This window comes from uncultured Streptococcus sp. (assembly GCF_963511325.1).
In the GTDB taxonomy this organism is placed as follows: Bacteria; Bacillota; Bacilli; order Lactobacillales; family Streptococcaceae; genus Streptococcus.
In genome coordinates this window covers 19,735-40,575 of record NZ_CAUPII010000016.1, presented here as the reverse complement: position 1 = coordinate 40,575, position 20,841 = coordinate 19,735, and the positions used below count along the sequence as shown (strand labels likewise).

The 20,841-nt window shown below is 39.3% G+C and carries 18 protein-coding genes; 1 reads left to right on the top strand and 17 read right to left on the bottom strand.

The window, feature by feature from the left end; all coding sequences use genetic code 11:
- Positions 1-133: 133 nt before the first annotated feature.
- The 14 genes from pcp to RQ973_RS05875 form a co-directional block, all read right to left on the bottom strand.
- Positions 134-778: a pyroglutamyl-peptidase I gene (gene pcp / locus RQ973_RS05940; RefSeq protein WP_075231264.1), complete on the bottom strand. Its 645-nt coding sequence runs from the start codon at positions 776-778 to the stop codon at positions 134-136.
- Between the two features lie 13 nt (positions 779-791).
- Positions 792-1,715 (bottom strand): DUF979 domain-containing protein, encoded by a 924-nt coding sequence (locus RQ973_RS05935; RefSeq protein ID WP_075231265.1) that lies wholly within the window; start codon positions 1,713-1,715, stop codon positions 792-794.
- Complete coding sequence (locus RQ973_RS05930) at positions 1,712-2,401, bottom strand: DUF969 domain-containing protein (RefSeq protein ID WP_075231266.1); 690 nt, start codon at positions 2,399-2,401, stop codon at positions 1,712-1,714. The genes RQ973_RS05935 and RQ973_RS05930 overlap by 4 nt, the downstream gene beginning before the upstream one ends.
- 34 nt (positions 2,402-2,435) lie before the next feature.
- Positions 2,436-4,403, bottom strand: coding sequence for a peptide ABC transporter substrate-binding protein (locus RQ973_RS05925; protein WP_075231267.1), 1,968 nt, complete (start codon positions 4,401-4,403; stop codon positions 2,436-2,438).
- A gap of 21 nt (positions 4,404-4,424) precedes the next feature.
- Positions 4,425-5,447, bottom strand: coding sequence for a branched-chain amino acid aminotransferase (locus RQ973_RS05920; protein ID WP_016465685.1), 1,023 nt, complete (start codon positions 5,445-5,447; stop codon positions 4,425-4,427).
- A 124-nt stretch (positions 5,448-5,571) separates the two neighbouring features.
- Positions 5,572-8,049: a DNA topoisomerase IV subunit A gene (gene parC, locus RQ973_RS05915; RefSeq protein WP_311523149.1), complete on the bottom strand. Its 2,478-nt coding sequence runs from the start codon at positions 8,047-8,049 to the stop codon at positions 5,572-5,574.
- A 95-nt stretch (positions 8,050-8,144) separates the two neighbouring features.
- Positions 8,145-9,356 carry a hypothetical protein gene (locus RQ973_RS05910; RefSeq protein WP_311523148.1) on the bottom strand — a complete coding sequence of 404 codons (1,212 nt, stop codon included), beginning with the start codon at positions 9,354-9,356 and terminating at the stop codon, positions 8,145-8,147.
- Between the two features lie 19 nt (positions 9,357-9,375).
- On the bottom strand, positions 9,376-10,218 hold the full coding sequence (locus RQ973_RS05905) for an aminoglycoside 6-adenylyltransferase (protein WP_311523146.1): 843 nt from the start codon (positions 10,216-10,218) through the stop codon (positions 9,376-9,378).
- Positions 10,219-10,373: 155 nt separating this feature from the next.
- Entirely contained in the window at positions 10,374-11,636 is a 1,263-nt protein-coding gene (locus RQ973_RS05900) for a hypothetical protein (RefSeq protein WP_311523145.1), read from the bottom strand.
- Positions 11,637-11,665: 29 nt separating this feature from the next.
- Complete coding sequence (locus tag RQ973_RS05895) at positions 11,666-12,148, bottom strand: hypothetical protein (RefSeq protein WP_311523144.1); 483 nt, start codon at positions 12,146-12,148, stop codon at positions 11,666-11,668.
- Positions 12,149-12,151: 3 nt separating this feature from the next.
- On the bottom strand, positions 12,152-14,095 hold the full coding sequence (parE, locus tag RQ973_RS05890; protein WP_311523143.1) for a DNA topoisomerase IV subunit B: 1,944 nt from the start codon (positions 14,093-14,095) through the stop codon (positions 12,152-12,154).
- A 147-nt stretch (positions 14,096-14,242) separates the two neighbouring features.
- Complete coding sequence (locus RQ973_RS05885) at positions 14,243-15,085, bottom strand: amino acid ABC transporter substrate-binding protein (protein WP_075231943.1); 843 nt, start codon at positions 15,083-15,085, stop codon at positions 14,243-14,245.
- Positions 15,086-15,094: 9 nt separating this feature from the next.
- Entirely contained in the window at positions 15,095-15,724 is a 630-nt protein-coding gene (locus tag RQ973_RS05880) for an amino acid ABC transporter ATP-binding protein (RefSeq protein WP_075231944.1), read from the bottom strand.
- 10 nt (positions 15,725-15,734) lie between these two features.
- A complete protein-coding gene (locus RQ973_RS05875; RefSeq protein ID WP_153224835.1) occupies positions 15,735-16,376 on the bottom strand; it encodes an amino acid ABC transporter permease in 642 nt (213 codons plus the stop codon).
- A 215-nt stretch (positions 16,377-16,591) separates the two neighbouring features.
- Here RQ973_RS05875 and plsY point away from each other — a divergent pair, with 215 nt between their 5' ends.
- Positions 16,592-17,233 (top strand): glycerol-3-phosphate 1-O-acyltransferase PlsY, encoded by a 642-nt coding sequence (plsY, locus tag RQ973_RS05870; protein WP_281335458.1) that lies wholly within the window; start codon positions 16,592-16,594, stop codon positions 17,231-17,233.
- A gap of 30 nt (positions 17,234-17,263) precedes the next feature.
- On the opposite strand, the gene RQ973_RS05865 is transcribed toward plsY, so the two are convergent.
- The 3 genes from RQ973_RS05865 to RQ973_RS05855 are packed head-to-tail and all read right to left on the bottom strand — an operon-like array spanning position 17,264 to position 20,810.
- Complete coding sequence (locus RQ973_RS05865; RefSeq protein WP_311523141.1) at positions 17,264-18,220, bottom strand: ABC transporter permease; 957 nt, start codon at positions 18,218-18,220, stop codon at positions 17,264-17,266.
- A 2-nt stretch (positions 18,221-18,222) separates the two neighbouring features.
- The gene (locus RQ973_RS05860) at positions 18,223-19,281 is read right to left on the bottom strand and encodes an ABC transporter permease (protein WP_070888684.1); all 1,059 of its coding nucleotides are present in this window, start codon (positions 19,279-19,281) and stop codon (positions 18,223-18,225) included.
- Positions 19,281-20,810 carry an ABC transporter ATP-binding protein gene (locus tag RQ973_RS05855; RefSeq protein WP_281335459.1) on the bottom strand — a complete coding sequence of 510 codons (1,530 nt, stop codon included), beginning with the start codon at positions 20,808-20,810 and terminating at the stop codon, positions 19,281-19,283. The genes RQ973_RS05860 and RQ973_RS05855 overlap by 1 nt, the downstream gene beginning before the upstream one ends.
- Positions 20,811-20,841 lie beyond the last annotated feature (31 nt).

Genomic DNA, 20,841 nt, shown 5'->3' with positions numbered 1-20,841 from the left:
CCTCTCCAGATGTTAGCTTTTTATTCAACCCACTACAGTTGACAGAGAGCCAGAAAAAACTCTTTATCAAGCTAATCTTGGTAAAGAGTTCCTAGAATCGTCTAGAGAAATTTTTTCCTTGAATTTTAGTCAATTAATGGGTCGCTCCACCAACTATTTTCAAGTCCTTATCTTTATATTCTACGATAGCACCAATCGCAGCTTCGATACCTCTGACGATATCAGTTAAATTCATAGATGCTGTATTAGGTTTATTGATCACCTGTTCTGTCATATAGGGAATATGCATAAAGCCTGCTCTCATATTTGGAAACTTTTTATCCGCTAAATAGAGAGCCTGATACATCAGATGATTGCAAACAAAGGTTCCCGCTGTATTGGAAACTGTAGCTGGTAGCCCTTCCTCTTTTATGGCTTGTACCATTGCTTTAATAGGTAGTGTGCTAAAATAGGCTGCTTGACCGTCCAGGCGTATAGGAGTGTCAATCGGCTGATTCCCTTGGTTATCTGGAATTCTTGCATCATCTTGATTGATGGCAACTCGTTCAGGAGTTAAACTCGCTCTACCTCCTGCTTGTCCGATGCAGAGTACCACATCTGGTTGATAACGGACAATTTCTGCTTCTAAAACCTCTGCTGATTGATAAAAGACTGTTGGAATCTCTACCCAGCGTATCTCCGCTCCATGAATTACAGACGGTAATGATTTAACTGCTTCCAGAGCTGGATTGACCTTTTCACCACCGAAAGGATCAAAACCTGTAACTAATATTTTCATTTTATTTCCTTTGCTAAAATGCCAAAAAGTACATCAAAAATATATGTAGGATAATCATGATAACAGCTACTCCTACTTGCGCTTTGATAACCCCATTTGGATCTTTCATATCCAGGAGAGCTGCCGGTAAAGCATTAAAGTTAGCCGCCATTGGAGTTAATAAGGTTCCACAGCAACCTGCCGTCATTGCTAGAGCTGCAGCCATGATTGGATCAGCTCCCAAAGCAAATACAAAGGGGACACCAATTCCAGCAGTAATAACAGTAAAGGCAGCAAATGCATTTCCCATTATCATGGAAAATAGAACCATCCCAAGGACATAAGCTACCACACCCATAAAACGACTGCCAGAAGGCACTAGACCGCTTATCCAGTGAGAAATCAGGTCTCCAACTCCTGCTACGGTAAATATTGCCCCTAAAGCACCTAAAAGTTGAGGCACAATCCCACTGGTTGAAACTTGTTGCACCATGCGATTGTTTTCTGCTAACAAACTTCTAGGAGAACTCTTAGTAATCAATAAAAGAGAGATGGTTGCGAAAAATGCAGCAAGACTGATAGCAATCTTACTAAACTCAGGGATCATTTTTGCTAATACCAAAGCAATCAAAGCCATTAACATGACTGGAATAAAAATTCTATTCTTTAGTCGTTTAGCTTCAATATTTGCCTTGACTTCATCCAGAGACGGTAAGGTGCCGATACGAACCTGTTTAAAGAGAGTTAGCAGGGCTAATAGCACTACGATAACTCCAATACAGACAGAAGGTAGATAGGAACCACCGATAAAACTGATGCCCAATAAAGCCCAAAACCCAGCCGTTCCAAAGCGAACTGGGTTTGTTTTATCTTTATAGCTACAATAAGCTGTATGAAGGAATTGACAACCAATCACAATATAGGTCAACTCTAATAACTGTCTTGCTAGATTGGTCATTCTTCTTTCCCTTTACTAACCTTATTTACTAGCAGTTTTCTATCAAACAGGTAATTGTAAATCCCAACTATAAATAGGGCAATTCCTGCAACTATAAGCGAAGCTGAAGCAATTCCTGCATAATTACTTTCGTAACCTAATTGGTCCAGTGTGCCCCCTATCAAGAGGACACCACCTGCACCAACGAAAGTGTTTTGAGCAAAGAAATTTGCGAAATTATCATTTGCTGCTGCACGCGCTTTTAGCGCTTCGCTCTCCTGCTCCGTTAATTTTCTACCTAATTGAGACTCTGCTGCTGCTTGTCCCATGGGTTGAACCAAAGGCCTTACAAACTGCGGATGTCCTCCAAGACGAATGGCAAAGAAACCATCGAGTTCCCGAAAAAAGAAATACACTGTATAAAAACTTCCAACTGTTAGTCCCTTTATCTTTTGAATCAAGTCAATCGAACGTTGCTTGAGGCCAAAAGTTTCAGATAAACCTACCAGCGGCAAGGTTACCATAAAAATCGTCAGAACTCGTTGATTACTAAATTCTTTTCCCAAAATTTCCAAGAACTCAACAAGAGAAACTCCAGAAACTAGAGCGGTAACTAAACTAGCTAAGACTACCGTTGCAATGGTATCTAATTTATAGATAAAACCAATCACAATGATAACTATCCCTATTAGTTTAATCCATTCCATATAGGCCCCTTTATTCCAAAAGTACTAGTCTGTTTTATTTGACATGACTTTCTAATTCTTTTTGGTATTTATTGTTTGATTCCAATTTTTCTTTTTGCCATTTTTCAAGAGCTGCTTGGTATTCTTTAGCAGATACAATCTCTTTTTGCAATTTCATTCCCTTGAAGATGTATGGATCACCCTTAATACCAACTTGTGAGTATGGTTTAGAGAAAGGAACAATATTGCTGACAACTGGTGAACCACCTGATGAAGCTGTTGGCATCAAGAGAGAACTATCAGTGAGCCATGCTTGCGCTTTAGCATATTTTTCATATCTCTTATCCAAGTCATTTGTCTCAGAAACTGCATCATCCAAGAGTTTCTTATATTCGTCCAAACCTAGTTGAGCTACTACTTCCTTGTCTTTTCCTTTCGTAATACCAAGGTGTTTCATAGCAGAACCGGTCTTAGGATCCATGATATTGAGATAACTTGCTGGATCTTGGTAGCTTGGAGCCCATCCAGTACTGTTCAAGTCATAGTCTTTTTGAGCAGGAACACGTGCTTGAGATGTAATGCTTTCCTTCTCGTTATCAGTCATCTGAAGGACATCGATCACGACATTTTCAGAACCAAGAGTTGACTCGATTGATTGTTTGAAGGAATTGCTTTGTTGAACGGCAATGGTATCTGTTTGTTCAACTGGGACATCCAAGTGAATTGGGAAGGTTACACCTTTTGCTTCCAATTCTTTCTTAGCTTTTTCAAATGAAGCTTTGGCTTTGTCAGGATTGTAGATGGTATCTTTTCCGTCAACGAGCTCAACACCTTTCCATTGGTCTCCATAGTTGACCAATTCTTTTTGAGCGATATCACCAAAGTTTTTACCACCAGATTGTACAAAGTTATCTGGTACTAAGCTATTACGAATAATCTTATCCGCACCATCTTCACCATTGAGCTGGGCAGCATAAGAATGACGGTTGAAGGCAAAGTTGATTGCTTGACGGAAGTCCTTGTTCAACATTGCTTCTTTTGTAGAAGTTTTCTGTTCTTCACTTGTTTTCGCTGTCTTATTGAAAGATTGACGGTTTACGTTAAAGGTAAAGTAGTAACTAGTTGAATCCTGTGGGCTGTAAGTAATTTTATCTCCGTATTGTTCCAAAGTTGAGGCAAAGTTTGAGCTACTTGGGAAGAGGCGAGCTGTTGTGTAAACACCTGAAGAGAAGCTACGGATCAAGGATTCTTGGTCTGAACCATCATAGTAAGTTAATTTAACTTTCTCGATTTTAACCTTCTCTTTATCCCAATAATTTGGGTTCTTTTCATATTCGATTAAAGATTTTGAAGTCAATGTCTTCAAGATATATGGACCGTTATAAAGAATACCAGCTGGGCTGACCGTTCCGTAATTCTTACCTGATGCTTTGAGGAATTCTTCATTTACTGGTAACATAGTTGCTGAAGTTACTTTTGAATTCCAGAAAGTTTCAGGTGCATTTAGAGTGTACTCAACAGTATAGTCATCTACTGCCTTAACACCGACTGTAGAGAAATCATTAGTCTCACCAGTCATATATTCATTCAAGCCCTTGATTGAGTTTTGAATAAGAGTGACACCGTCTGATTTGCCATCTGCTACGTGTTTCAACCCTGTAACAAAGTCATGCGCAGTAACTTCAGCGTATTCTTCACCTTCTGAAGTATACCATTTAACCCCTTTACGAAGTTTATAAGTATAAGTCAAACCGTCTTGTGAGACACTCCAATCCTCAGCAAGGGAAGGAATCAAATTCCCATATTCATCGTTTTCCAACAAACCATCAACGACGTTACCGATGATATCAGTTGTTGAAGTACGAGTTGCGATACTGTAGTCCAAAGATGATGGGTCTACTCCATAGACATAAGAGAAAGTTGTAGGCGCATCTGCTTCCTTGTCAGCTTTCCCACAAGCTACAAGAAGAACTGCTGTACTCAGGACCACTCCTGCTGTTAACATCCACTTTTTCGTTTTCATAAAGAACTCCTTTAATATTTTTTAATCTACTTTTACAATCCAACCTTCTGGTGCTTCAATATCACCAAATTGGATACCTGTCAATTCATCGTATAGTTTACGAGTTACTGGACCAACCTCTGTTTCACTGTAGAACACATGGAAGTCATCACCGTGTTGGATTCCCCCAATAGGTGAGATAACTGCCGCAGTACCGCAGGCACCTGCTTCTACAAATCGATCCAGACTATCAATTGGTACATCCCCCTCAACAGGTTTCAAGCCCAAACGATGCTCTGCCAAGTAAAGCAATGAGTACTTGGTAATGGATGGCAAGATTGATGGGCTCAATGGCGTTACAAACTCATTATCAGCTGTAATCCCAAAGAAGTTTGCTGAACCGACTTCTTCAATCTTAGTGTGTGTTGATGGGTCAAGATAAATAACATCTGAGAAATGACGGGATTTAGCCATTTTTCCTGGCAAAAGACTAGCTGCATAGTTCCCACCGACCTTGGCAGCCCCTGTTCCATTTGGTGCAGCACGGTCATACTCATCTTGAATCAAGAAGTTTGTTGGAACCAATCCACCCTTAAAGTAATTTCCAACTGGCATCGCAAAGATGGTAAAAATATACTCCTCAGCTGGTTTTACCCCAATGATATCTCCAACACCAATCAAGAGTGGACGGAGGTAAAGGGTTCCACCTGTCCCATAAGGCGGTACGTATTCTTCATTGGCACGAACAACTGCTTTACACGCCTCTACAAACATTTCTGTTGGAACTTGAGGCATCAAAAGACGATCACAGGTACGTTGCAGACGTTTAGCATTTTCATCTGGACGGAAGAGTTGTACGCTGCCATCCTTTGTACGATAGGCTTTCAATCCTTCAAATGCTTGTTGTCCATAGTGAAGGCTTGGAGATGATTCTGAAATATGCAAGGTTGCATCTTCTGTTAGTTCCCCTTGTGTCCATTGTCCATCTTTAAAATAAGCGATATAACGATAAGGTAGTTTCATATAGGAAAAACCGAGATTTTCCCAATCAATCGTAACTGTCATGACAATCTCCTTTATTCTAATCAGGCTTTGTGTTCTATTCTACACTATTCTCCTAAAAATTCAAGTATTATTTGTAATTTTCTGAAAATTTTACTTATAAAAAATCAGTCACTAGGACCGATTTTTAATTTTCTTTGATTTCTTTAAAGATTTCTTTGAGATAAGCATCAAAAACTTCTTCATCAGAAATGCTATCTGAGATAAAGCTTCCATTGCTTGTACGTTCTGATAGATTCAAATCTTGTAGGATTGATTCGTAAATCGTTCCATTATTTGATTGAATCACAAGCGTTTGTTCTCCATCTTCTACTTCTGTACTAAAGAGATCTCCAACAAATCCTTGTTCTGAGACCGCTCCAGCCAAGAATACGCGATGGGGTTTACTCTTTAATTCTCTCAAGACTTGAAGACCACGATTGGCACGACTGGTTGCTGGAATTTCCTCTATTGAAACACGTTTCAAGCTTCCACGTTGCGTTAAAAGATAGAAAGAAGATGTATTGCAGATAAAGGCTGCTTGTATCACATCATCTGCTTTGAGATTCATGGCTTTGACCCCTGCAGCTTTGGCACCGATAACTGGCACTTCTTCGATGTTAAAGCGGAGGGCATAACCGTTTCGACTGATCAACAGAACATCATCCAATTTAATCGGAGCTACTGCTACAATCTGGTCAGTATCGTCTTTCAACTTAGCGTACTTGACAGATTTAGAACGATAGGTTCTCCATGGAGAGAATTCTTTACGTTCTACGCGTTTGATTTGACCGAGACGAGTAGCTACAAAATAAGTTGTCGCATCATCAAACTGATCTACTACTTCCACATAAAGGATTTCTTCGTTAGTTTCAAAGTTTGTAATGGTCTGGCTCAGATGCTCTCCGATGTCCTTCCAGCGAATATCTGCTAATTCATGGATTGGTCTGTAGATGACATTTCCAAGACTTGTGAACATCAAGAGGTGCTGGGTTGTCTTGGCAGATTGAACAAAAATCAAACGATCGTCATCACGTTTGCCAATTTCTTCCAGCGTTGAAGCCGCAAAGGAACGTGGACTAGTACGCTTGATGTAACCTGCCTTGGTCACGCTGACATAGGTATCTTCCTCAGCAATCAGACTAGCTGTATCAATCTCGATTGCTTGCGCAGTATCTTCTAAAGTACTCAAACGTTGTGTCGCAAACTTCTTCTTAACCTCACGAAGCTCTTTCTTCATAAGATTGTACATAGTCCGCTCATCACCGATAATAGCCGCCAGCATAGCAATCTTCTCACGAAGCTCTGCTTCTTCTTCCTGCAAGACAACGACATCCGTATTGGTCAAACGGTAAAGTTGCAAGGTAACGATAGCCTCAGCCTGCTCTTCTGTAAAATCATAGCTGATCTTAAGATTTTCCTTAGCGTTAGCCTTGTTCTCAGAAGCACGGATAAGGGCAATGACTTCGTCCAAAATCGAAATCACGCGAATCAAACCTTCCACAATATGAAGACGTTTCTCAGCCTTTTCCTTGTCAAAGCGTGAACGCGCCAAAATGACTTCACGACGGTGAGCAATATAGCTAGATAAGATTGGGATAATCCCAACCTGGCGAGGTGTGAAATTATCAATCGCCACCATGTTAAAATTGTAGTTGATTTGAAGGTCGGTGTACTTAAATAGGTAGTTGAGAACAAGCTCCGTATTAGCGTCTTTCTTAAGTTCGATAGCGATACGAAGACCATCACGGTCAGATTCATCCCGAACCTCAGCAATACCAGCCACCTTGTTATTGACACGAACATCATCAATCTTCTTGACTAGATTAGCCTTGTTGATTTCATAAGGAATCTCAGTGACAACGATTTGCTCCTTACCACCTTTAAGCTTCTCAATTTCTGTCTTAGAACGAACAACCACGCGCCCTTTACCAGTTTCATAGGCCTTTTTGATCTCGTCACGACCTTGGATAATCGCTCCTGTAGGAAAGTCTGGTCCAGGCAAGAATTCCATCAACTTATCAACCTTGGCAGTTGGGTGATCAATCATGTAGACTGTCGCATCAATAACTTCAGCCAAATTATGTGGTGGAATATCTGTGGCATAACCAGCTGAAATACCTGTAGAACCATTGACCAAAAGATTCGGAAAAGCTGCTGGCAAGACAGTTGGCTCTTTCTCCGTATCGTCAAAGTTCCAAGCAAAGGGAACTGTCTTTTTCTCGATATCCTGAAGGAGATAGCCTGCAATCTCAGACAAACGAGCCTCTGTATAACGCATAGCCGCAGGTGGATCTCCGTCCATAGAACCGTTGTTACCATGCATTTCAACTAGAATCTCACGGTTCTTCCAGTCCTGAGACATACGAACCATAGCATCATAGATAGAAGAATCCCCGTGTGGGTGGAAATTACCCATGATGTTCCCGACAGACTTAGCCGACTTCCGGTAGCTCTTGTCAAAGGTATTGCCATCTTTATTCATCGAATAAAGAATACGACGTTGAACCGGCTTCAAGCCATCACGAATATCTGGCAAAGCACGATCTTGAATAATGTATTTGGAGTAGCGACCAAAGCGCTCTCCCATGATGTCCTCTAAGGACATATTTTGAATGTTGGACATGGTTATAAACCTTCTTAATTTAATAATTAGAATTATTTATTAAAATATAAATATACAGTAAATTTTTTTATTTCTAGCTAAAGTTCTTTCCAGTTCTATTGTATTATTGCATTTTCATCTAGTACTTTTTCCACCCTTAGAAAGAAACTTCTCAAATAGACTATAAAGAATATAATCAAAAAAATTATATTAAGACAATTAAGTTTTTCACTAACAAAAAGATAATAAACAATGAAAATGGAAAAAATTAAATATATTACAAAACAAATGACCGAGGGCCATTTTCTCTGGACTGGTACTAGCTTATATTGATATTTTTTAGAAAAATCACTTTTTTCATAAGTTATTCCCTCTGAGTACACATTCATTTGTGAATTAGAAAATGATATAAATAAAAGATAAATGATTACTGATAAAATTTTAATAAAAAGAATATTTACCATGTTAGTCTTTGGTTCTAAAGATAATAACCAAAGACTGCTTATCAGAAATATAGTTGGTAGTATAAAACCTAATAACCAGTCAAATACACTAGATAAACAAGTAAATACAACCTCAATTTTTTTAAATATGAAAGCAAAATTATCAAAAACTGTTTCACCCACGGCTGCTTCCAACCGCTTATCAAAATTAGATTTTGAAAAATTTATTTTAGTATATACATACTCCTCAGTGTTTCCTTCCCTATGTTTTAACGCATCTTCAGTAGTAGAAATTTCCGTATTTTCTTTATATTCCCAAATTGATTCTAATCTTTTCAATAATGGGAATCTTTGTCCCTCTTTATTCAAATTATCAAAATTACTAATAACATACATTGAGCGGATTAAAAGAATGAATAGCAATAAAATCAAAATAATATTAAACATATAATTATATTCACTCATGCTACTAACTAACCCTTGAAATGAATCTTGAATTTGTTCCCAAGTAGGATTTGGTAATATTTTAGACATGAGTGTATTTGTGCTAAGAAAAGTTAACAAACCTATAATTATATCTTTAATTGAAAAAGATAATTGGTTGCCTTTGCTCTCCACAAATTTAATATAATTCTCAAATTCTTTCTTTGTAATACCATAATCTAATAACTTGGAACGTAATTCAAATAATATTCTATCTATTTCAAATGCCGTAGTATACTTTCTGTTTAATATTGTGCCGTTCATTCTATGCCATTTCTTGTATTCTTTCTCAATTATAACAAAGAAGGGCGAATCATTAAATCTTTTATTTTTACGTCTTTTAAACTCACTAAAAATTAAAAAAATAATCAAAAATGACAATATTGTCAGTATTTCAGACATTGCAGTACTCCTTATCTGATTAACTATATCTATTTTTCTCCACCTTGCCAGTCTCATTGTTATCCTCAGCATACTCAATCATCTTCTCAGCCACTTCCTTATCATAGTCAAAGTCCATCTTTTGGGCAAGGATTTGAGCTTCTTGGTGGAAAATTTGCATCGTAGCCAATAAAGAATGAGTGGTTTTGTCTAAACTTGAGAAATCAAGTAGATTTGAGAATTCCTTCTCCTTCTCAGCAGGCAAGTAGTTAAAGAGGTATTTGTAGTTCTTACCGATGTCGACTGTTCCTTTATCACTTGCTACCTGCCAGGCCAATACTTTTAGCAGTTCTTGCTGACAAATACCGTAGAGATGGTCAGTCGAATAGATAAGTTGCTTACGACAAATTCCTTTGACCACGTAGGTTGACACCCACCAAAATTCATTACAAGATTTTTCAAAATCCGTCTCAGTAGCTGGGGTTATCCAGTAACGCTCTGGACTTGGGGAATAGGTCTCAAACAAGCCCTTAGTGTCCTCTAGCACCGTGAAATCCGCTTCGCTTTCTACCCACTCTTGAATGTGGTCTTTGGGGCAGAGGGTTAAATCAATCCGATTACCATCTTCAAATAGCATGAGATAGAGACGACGGTTGCCTAGGATATTATGTTGCTGAATGATACGTGTGCCAAACTGGTCCAACCAAGAAAGGTCGGCTATCAGACCATCCAAATCCCCCACGATATAGACTACATCATAGTCTTGGAACTCGTCCTTGGGAGCCTTTGGGTTTGTCCGCGAGCCGGACATGGCGACTGCATCGACCTGTAGCACTTTTGCGGTTTGCAAAATCACATCAAACATCTCGGTTTCAGTTCTCATGGGAATACCTGCCTTTTTAGTGGAAACTATTGATTCTGTAGAGGACATGTCTATAAAGCGGACTGTCTGCTGGAACTTTTTCATTATCAAATTCCTAGGATTATATAAGACGAAATATTTTGGAAAATAATCCTAGGAATGAGGAAGCATTAGATTTATAGCCATCCCATTGCAATCATAGCGTCTCTTAACGAGTTATATCCCTTGATATCTCCACCGGTAGAGCCATGAGTTACAGAAGCACTCCCATCTTCTCCATGATATTTCAGATAAATTTTTCCCTCACTAATAAAAGGTCTAAAATACTTGTTTCTTCCTGTTCGTTCAGTATATTGACTACCTTTCAAAGAATTTTCCAGCGTATTTATCTGTTCTTTTGTAAAAAGGATAATCCCTTTCTCCTCTTCTGTAGTAAAAGAATGAATAAGTTCACCCTCGCTAATAATTGTTCCAAACTTAATTTCAGAAATAGATTTGTTTCCTATCTTATCTTTTGCCTTATTAGAAGTTTTATAAATCCCAAGCACTTTTTCTTGAAGTACTAAAGCAAAATAATGCTCTTCACCAAGTAGTTCGGTTAAATCATTACTATTCTTAAAATATTTTCGATATTCTCCGTTATATCCATTTTTATAAAACTCTCGATAGCTGTTATATTCCCGATAGTCGCCCATAACTGATAAATCAAAATCAATATCACAATTAGGAATAAATACATGTTTTCCTATAGCTTGATCATTTTCATTAGGCTTTAAAGTTGTATAATAAATTTCCGTTCCAATAGGATATTTGTCTATTGAATCTTCTGACTTTTTATAAATCGCCTTTACTTCATAGAAAACCTCTCCACTTTCAGTATCCTTGAAAAACTTTTCAACTTCATCTTCAAAATAAGCTTGGCTATATCTTGGAGCTCCCTTAGTCTGATGGTTTGCACTAGCAAACTGAGTAATCAAATTTTTTTCTTTATCGTTAATGGCTTCATCTTTCCAAATCCCTTTTTGCTTGAAATCGGGAGTTAAGCACTGATACCCATAAATGAATTCATGGAAACCACGTCCCAAAATATGACCAATATTAAAATGATTAATTCCAATTTCTTTCGGATAGTTCTCTGGTGTTTTTTTATTTTTGGGAGCTTCTCTTCCTGTTTTTCTGGACCCTTTCAAAACACATGACCACCCTCGTCTAAAGTAATCAGAAGCCTCTTCTTTAATTTCCGACACTTCCTTTGTATAGTCCACTTCTATTTTAAAGTAACATCCTGATTCACAAAATTCTAGCTTAATAGAATGTGTTTCTCTATCAATAAAAGTAAGTCTAGACAATCTTTCATTTAACCCACTATTTTCTAATAAAGAGACCAATTCGTCCTTATCTTTCAATCCAAGCCTAGTCAGAACATCTGATTCTTTCATAAGAGTTCTCCTTTTCACAGTGCAAAACTCTAATTTTGAATGTATTTCAAAATTATATTGTAATTTTTGTTTTTCTTTTCTTTTAAACGACCATTACGAGAATCATTTATTTCTTGCTCAGGATAGGAAATCAGTGGGCCATTATATTTAAATAATTTATGAAACCCATCCTCTTCGCCGACATACACCGGAATATCATAAAAGAGTTCTCCTTCGTTATCTTGATACTGATCTCCTGTAATATCAACAATTATATCTCCGTAGGCAACTAACCAAGCATGAGATTCCCCTTCCCATCCAGAACCATATTCACCAGAAACATATAATGATTCAATTCCTTGTTCATATAAATACCTCTGAAGGTAGTCACTTACAAAACTGCAACATCCCTTAGGAAAATTAACTAGGTTGTAATCGATAATCTCTTCTGTCTGAATTGCTTTTTCAACAGCTTTTCTAAATTGCATAGCTATTTTTTTCAATTCAGTGATCATAAATTGTTTATTTTGCATCGTTCAAAACGCCCCACTCTCTTCCAGCGTAAATTTGACATTATCTTCAATCCACTTACGGCGTGGTTCAACCTTGTCACCCATGAGGACATTGACGCGACGTTCTGCGCGTGCTAGGTCTTCGATTGTAACACGGATGAGAGTACGCGTTTCTGGATTCATGGTTGTTTCCCATAGTTGATCCGCATTCATCTCACCAAGACCTTTGTAGCGTTGAAGTGTAGCGCCTTTACCAAACTGCTTACGGAGTTCTTCCAGTTCTCCGTCTGTCCAAGCATAAGCCACTTCTTCCTTCTTGCCTTTACCTTTGGACATCTTGTAAAGAGGCGGAAGGGCGATATAGACATGTCCTGCCTCGACTAGTGGACGCATATAGCGATAAAAGAAGGTTAAGAGGAGGGTTTGAATGTGGGCACCATCGGTGTCCGCATCGGTCATGATAATGATCTTATCATAGTTAGCATCTTCAAGAGAAAAGTCTGCTCCAACACCTGCACCGATGGTATAAATCATGGTATTGATTTCTTCATTTTTGAGGATATCTGCCATCTTAGCCTTGGCTGTATTGATAACCTTACCACGAAGAGGCAAGATAGCTTGGAACTTACGGTCACGGCCTTGCTTAGCAGAACCACCGGCAGAGTCACCCTCGACTAGGTAGAGTTCATTCTTAGCTGGATTTTTAGACTGGGCTGGGGTTAATTTCCCAGAAAGCAATCCCTTATCTTTCTTATTTTTCTTACCATTACGACTCTCATCACGCGCCTTACGTGCTGCTTCACGAGCATCACGCGCCTTGATTGCCTTACGAATCAGATTTGAAGCTAACTCACCGTTTTCCATAAGGAAGAAGGTCAACTTATCTGCCACAATCCCATCCACAACTGGACGAGCAAGTGGACTTCCTAGTTTATCCTTAGTCTGTCCTTCAAACTGCAAATGTTCTTCAGGAACTAGGATAGAAAGTACAGCTGCCAATCCTTCACGATAATCTGACCCTTCAAGATTTTTATCTTTTTCTTTGAGAAGACCTGTCTTACGTGCATAGTCATTCATAACCTTGGTAATAGCAGACTTAAGTCCTGTCTCATGCGTTCCACCGTCTTTAGTACGAACGTTATTAACAAAGGACAAGATGTTATCTGAAAATCCATCATTATATTGGAGGGCTACTTCTACTTGGAAACCATTATCTTCGCCTTCAAAGTAAAGGACTGGCGTCAAGGTTTCCTTGTCTTCATTGAGGTAAGAAACAAAGTCTTGTACCCCATTCTCATAATGGAATTCAATTGCTTCATCTGTTCGTTTGTCCGTTAATGACAAGGTTACATTTTTCAAGAGAAAGGCTGACTCATTGAGACGCTCTGAAATGGTATTGTACTTGAAGTCTGTCGTAGAAAAGATACTAGCATCCGGCATAAAGGTCACTTTGGTACCTGTTTTAGACTTAGGTGCCGTTCCAACCTTTTCAAGAGTGGTTACTGGCTTCCCACCATTTTCAAAGCGTTGCTTGTAGACTGCACTATCACGAGTGATTTCTACTTCGAGCCAGCTAGAGAGGGCATTCACAACAGAAGAACCAACCCCGTGGAGACCGCCAGAAGTCTTGTAACCACCTTGACCGAATTTTCCTCCAGCGTGGAGAATGGTAAAGATGACCTCAACCGTTGGAATCCCCATAGCGTGCATCCCAGTCGGCATCCCACGTCCGTGGTCTTGAACCGTTAAACTTCCATCTTTATTAATCGTTACATCAATGCGATCACCAAATCCAGATAAGGCTTCATCGACTGCATTATCGACAATTTCCCAAACAAGGTGATGTAGCCCAGCACCGTCAGTCGATCCGATATACATCCCTGGACGTTTACGGACTGCATCCAACCCTTCTAGCACCTGAATGGCGTCATCATTATAATTGTTAATATTGATTTCCTTTTTTGACACAAGGAACCTCCTATTTGTTCATCTTTTCTATTTTACAGGTTTTCTAAGGATTTTGCAAAATTTTCAAGTTAAAAGCCTATTCACAAGTCCTATTTAGTAAAAAAATCACTCATTCCCGCCCTAAAAAAAGAAACCAAGACGAGAGTCTCAGTTTTCTTTTCCTTTAACTTGACTTGTTGCAATATCTTCACCAAACCATTTTTGGCTAATTTCTTGGAATTTTCCTTCTTGATAGAGTTCCACAAAAGCCTCATTCAAATTGGCTAATAAGGTCTTATCCGCTGGTCTTACTCCGACCGCAAATGACTCACTCTCAAAACCGGCTGGAAAAATCTCATATTGGTCCAAGATTCCTTCCGTTTTAAGATAATAGTTGGCATAAACACGGTCAATTAAAAGAGCATCAATCCGATCATTTTGCAGGTCAATCAAGGCTTCTGTAAAACTTTGATATTGGTTTGCCTTCTTATCTTTTACAATATTTTTTAAGAGTTCCGGTTGAGCTTCAAAATCTATATAACCAGAGGAACCTGCTTGGGCTCCCAAAACCTTGCCTGTCATATCAGACACTGATTGGATATTTTGCGATTTTTTAGAAACGAGAACCTGCTGATTCTCCATATAAGGAATGGTAAAAGCTACTTTCTCACGGCGTTCATCAGTCGCCGAATATCCATTCCAGATTGCATCAATGGTCCCGTTTTGAAGTTCGGTTTCCTTCATATCCCAATCAATGGGTTGAAACTGTACCTTGAAACCAAGTTTCTCAGAAACAGCTTGGGCTAAATCAATATCAAATCCAGCATACTGACCATTTTTTTCTTCAAACCCCATGGGAACAAAGGTATTGTCAAATCCAATGGTTATCGTGCCTTGTTTTTGGTACTTGTCCCAATTATCAACTTTGGGATCACTAGCTTTTTGTGTGCATCCTACTAGGAAAAAAGCAAGTAAGAATACCAAAACAAGTGTGATTTTCTTTCGATTCATAGACACCTCCTACTTAGGCTCTACTTTGAGAATCTGATCTGCAATATTTTCTGCAAACTGGAGATCGTGGGTTACCACAATCTGAGTCATGCCTAGTTCCCGATTTTGTAGAATCAGTTTTTCAACCTCGAGACGCAACTCTGGGTCAAGGGCTGAAGTTGGTTCGTCATAACCAATCACTTCAGGATCTATCATCATAGCGCGTGCTAAGGCAACACGTTGCTTTTGACCACCAGATAATGAGTATGGATAAGCATCTGCGTGAGCTTCGAGCCCCAGACGAGCGAGTAAGTCGGTTGCCTTCTTCTTGGCATCTGCTTCAGACAGCCCCATAGTTTTGATGGGTGACAAAATCAAGTTCTCCATAACGGATAAGTGAGGAAAAAGCTGAAAATCTTGAAAAACAAAACCTAATAAGTGACGCTTTTCAAGTTCATCCAAAGGTAGGGATTCTCCATTATAAAAAATCTCACCTGAATCAATGGTTTCAAGTCCAGCTAACATTCTAAGCAAGGTTGTCTTCCCACCACCAGAAGGTCCAACGATGGCCAAAATCTGCTTTTCAGGAATTGTTAAACTGAAATTGGATAAAATTTCTTTTTTTCCAAATTTTTTGCTGATATTTCTTAACTCTAACATGGATAACCTCCTATCTATAGTAGCTGAACTTCTTCTCAAGTTTCTTAGCTATAATCGTAACAATACCAATCATGAGAAGATAGATAGCTCCTGCTAGAAACATTGGAATCAAGCTGGCATCACGATTGGCTGCAGTACGACTAGCTAGAATCAGATCAGAAATACCGAGCGCATAGACCAGTGAAGTATCCTTAACCAGACTCATAACTTCGTTAAATACACTTGGCAAAACAATCTTGGTCACTTGTGGCAAGATAATATAGCGGACGGTATCGATAGGTTTGAATTTCAAAACCTTAGCTGCCTCATATTGCCCTTGAGGAATGGTTGCAATCCCTCCACGGAATATTTCTGCAAAGTAGGCCGCATAATTAAGCGTGAAGGCAATAATTGCTGCTGGCACACGATCTAGTCGAATTCCGATACTTGGGAGAACATAGTAGATAAAAATCAACTGTAGGAGTAAGGGTGTTCCACGCATCACCCAGATATAGATGTCAATCATGTAATGGAGGGGTTTCCAATGCACCTGTAAGCAAAAAGCAACCAAAATGCCTAAAGGGATTGAAAAAAGTAAGACCAGTGCAAAAACTTGTAAGGTCATTGTCGCACCGCTCAATAAACTTGGTAATATCTCAAATAAGTAAGACATATTCCACCTCCTAAAAATAATTGTTCTCATTATAGCATAAATAAACACAAAATCAAAGAATTTCAGAAACTTTCATGAATTTTTAAAACTTTAACCTTGATTTCCGAACAATAGTGTTCATGAGAAAAATTTTCTACTTACATAAAGAATCAGATGTCACAATTTGAGAAGAGATTCCTTTCCGTTTCTCTCCTATTTCATGATATAATAGAAGCATGATGACAATAGTATTATTAATTTTAGCTTATTTATTGGGTTCAATTCCTTCAGGCTTGTGGATTGGACAAATATTCTTTAACATCAATCTAAGAGAACATGGTTCTGGCAATACTGGAACAACCAATACCTTCCGTATTTTAGGTAAGAAAGCGGGTATGGCAACCTTCGTGATTGATTTTTTCAAAGGAACCATCGCAACCCTGCTTCCCCTTATCTTCCATGTACAAGGAATCTCTCCTCTCATTTTTGGTCTCTTAGCCGTAATCGGACATACTTTCCCAATTTTTGCAGGATTTAAGGGAGGTAAGGCTGTCGCAACCAGTGCTGGAGTCATTTTCGGATTTGCTCCTCTATTTTGCCTCTATCTAGCAGTTGTCTTCTTTGGAACTCTTTATCTAGGAAGTATGATTTCTCTCTCTAGTGTTACTGCTGCCCTTGCTGCTGTACTTGGGGTTATTCTCTTTCCACTTATCAGTTTCCTACTGCCAAGTTACGATTTATTATTTGTAGTGATTATCCTAGCCCTCGCAAGTCTAATTATCATTCGCCACAAGGATAACATCAATCGTATTCGTAATAAAACAGAAAATCTTGTTCCTTGGGGACTAAATCTTACCCATCAAAAACCTAAAAAATAAAGCGTCAGTTTCAAACCGACGCTTTTTTGTTTATTTAGATTTGATATAGTTGATACCATCTGCCTTCGGTGCAACAGCTTTACCAAAGAAGGCTGCTAGTACGACAATGGTCAAGAGATATGGTGCAATTTGCAAGTAAACGGCTGGGACTCCTTGCAAGAAAGGAAGTTGAGAACCGATAACTGCTAAACTTTGTGATAGTCCAAAGAAGAGACTTGAAAGCATAGCACCAACAGGATTCCATTTACCGAAGATCATAGCAGCAAGTGCGATAAATCCAGGTCCAACGATAGTTGTAACTGAGAAGTTAACGGAAATTGACTGAGCGTAGATAGCTCCACCGATTCCTCCAAGGAAACCTGAAATCACAACTCCAAGATATCTCATCTTGTAGACATTTATCCCCAAAGTATCTGCTGCTTGTGGATGTTCACCAACTGAACGGAGGCGAAGCCCAAAGCGAGTTTTAAAGAGGACAAACCATGCTAAGAATGAGAAGGAAATTGCTAGATAACCAAGTAAACTTGTTGACTTGAAGAAGATATCTCCGATAACTGGGATATTAGCCAAAAGAGGGAAATCAAAACGTCCAAAAGTTTGCGTTAAGTTATCCGTTTGTCCCTTGTTATAAAGCACCTTCACCAAGAAGACTGCCAAGGCTGGCGCCATCAAGTTAAGTACGGTACCACTGACAACATGGTCAGCACGAAAATGAACTGTAGCTACTGCGTGAATCAGTGAAAAGATAGCTCCGACTAATCCACCAACTAGAAGAGCCAACCAAGGAGTTAATGCTCCCAAATCTTGTGCAAATTCAAGGTTAAAAACAACTCCAGAGAAGGCACCCATGACCATGATTCCTTCAAGTCCAACGTTAACAACTCCACCACGTTCAGAGAAAACGCCTCCGATACTTGTAAAAATAAGTGGTGCTGAGTAAATCAACATTGAAGAAACCATAAGGGTTAGCATTGTTGTAATCGACATCCTTATTTACCTCCTTTAAGTTGTTTTCTTGGTTTGACAAAGCGTTCGATGATGTAGTGAACGCTGACAAAGAAGATAATTGAGGCTGTAACAATACTTACAAGCTCAGATGGTACTTGAGCAGCATTCATACCAGGGGCTCCAACTTGAAGTACTCCGAACAAGAAGGCTGCAAATAGAATTCCAACTGGTGAGTTTGCAGCAAGTAGGCTGACCGCCATACCATTAAATCCGACTGCCAATGATGAACCTTGAACATAGACGTTTTGGAAGGTACCAAGTCCTTCTACAGCTCCACCTAGACCTGCAAGAGCACCTGAGATAATCATTGATAGAATAATGGTTCGTTTAGCTGAAATACCTGCGTATTCAGAAGCATTTGGATTGAGACCAACTGCACGGATTTCAAAACCGAGAGTTGTCTTCTTAAGCAAGAACCAGATTACTGCAACTGCAATGATAGCAAAGAAAATCCCAATATTCATACGAGAGTTTCCAGTTAACTCAGCAAGCCAAGGTGTTTGATAAGTTGCGTTTGCACTTACTCGAATTGATGAGTCAGTACTTTGCATGATATCTTTAGGGAAAGAGTGGATAAAGGCATTACTTGTATAGAGAACAATGTAGTTCATCATGATGGTTACGATGACTTCAGATGTTCCAAGATAGGCTCTTAAAATACCAGGAATGGCACCAACTATTCCTCCAGCCACCAGCGCAATGACAACTGTCGCAAGAATCAACAATGGACGTGGCAAATCTGGATTTGAAAGAGCGAACCAGCCACTCATAACCCAACCAGCGAGTGCTTGTCCTGGAAGCCCGACATTAAAGAAACCGGCACGACTCGCAACTGCAAATCCAAGAGCAATCAAGACTAATGGCCCCATTGCACGGAAGATTTCACCAATACCACGAACACTACCAAAGGCTGTGTAGAACAACTCTTCATAACCCCAAATAGCATCATAGCCAAAAATCCACATGACGATGGCTCCAAGCAAGATTCCAAGGATAACAGAAATCAAGGGAACCGAAATTTGTTGTAATTTTTTAGACATCACTCTACTCCTTTTTCCAATTCACCACCAGCCATCAAGACACCAAGTTCTTGCTTGTTGGTTGTTTCTGGCGTTACAATCCCTTGAATCTTACCATCATGGATAACAGCGATTCTATCTGATACGTTTAGAATCTCATCTAGTTCAAAGCTGACTACAAGGACAGCTTTCCCATTATCACGTTCTTGAATCAAGCGTTTGTGAATGTACTCAATGGCACCGACGTCCAAACCACGAGTTGGTTGGCTGACGATGAGGAGATCCGGATTTCGATTAATCTCCCGAGCGATAATTGCTTTTTGTTGATTTCCTCCAGAAAGGGCAGAAGCAGGAACAATCTCACTAGCAGCACGAACATCAAACTCCTGCATCAATTTTTTTGCATAGTCAAGGATATTCGTATAATTTAAAATTCCCTTCTTGCTAAGAGGTTCTTTATAATAGGTTTGAAGAGCGATATTTTCAGAAATCATCATTTCCAAGACCAAACCATCACGGTGACGGTCTTCCGGAACGTGACCAACGCTCAGTTCAGTAATTTGACGTGGATGCAATCCTACAATGGACTGGCCTTTCAATTCCACACTACCAGACTCAATCTTACGAAGTCCTGTGATAGCTTGGATCAATTCAGACTGACCATTTCCATCAATTCCGGCAATTCCGACAATCTCACCAGCTCGAACATCGAGTGAAAGATTTTTAACAGCAGGAACGCCACGGTTTTCATGAACAAGCAAGTCTTTGATGGAAAGAACGACTTCTTTAGGTTGTGGTGCTTGCTTCTCAGTTTTGAAGGAAACAGAACGTCCCACCATCATCTCAGCCAAGTCAGCGTTAGTCGCACCAGCAATCTCAACTGTTTCGATTGATTTCCCACGACGGATAACTGTAACGCGGTCAGAAACCGCACGAATTTCATCCAACTTGTGGGTAATCAAGATAATTGATTTGCCTTCTTTGACCAAGTTTTTCATGATAGCCATCAACTCATCGATTTCTGATGGCGTTAAAACAGCAGTTGGTTCGTCAAAGATAAGAATATCGGCACCACGATAAAGTGTCTTCAAAATTTCAACACGTTGTTGAGCACCAACAGAGATATCTGCTACTTTGGCAGAAGGATCCACAGCTAGTCCATAACGCTCTGATAATTCAAGAATCTCTCGACTTGCTTGAGCAATATCTAGGACACCATTTTTAGTCAATTCACTTCCTAAAATGATATTCTCAGCAACAGTGAAAGCCTCTACCAACATAAAGTGTTGGTGAACCATTCCAATCCCTAGACTAGCGGCTTTTGATGGCGAGTCTAGTTTTACAACTTGACCGTTAACCACAATTTCACCACTAGTTGGTTCTAGAAGCCCTGCTAGCATGTTCATAAGAGTGGACTTACCAGCTCCATTTTCTCCTAAAAGTGCATGAATTTCACCTTTACGAAGTTCTAGGTTAATTTTGTCGTTAGCGACAAATTCACCAAAAACTTTGGTAATTTCACGCATCTCAATGACATTTTCGTGTGCCATGTGCTCTTCCTTTCAGAGTTTTATTTTGTTT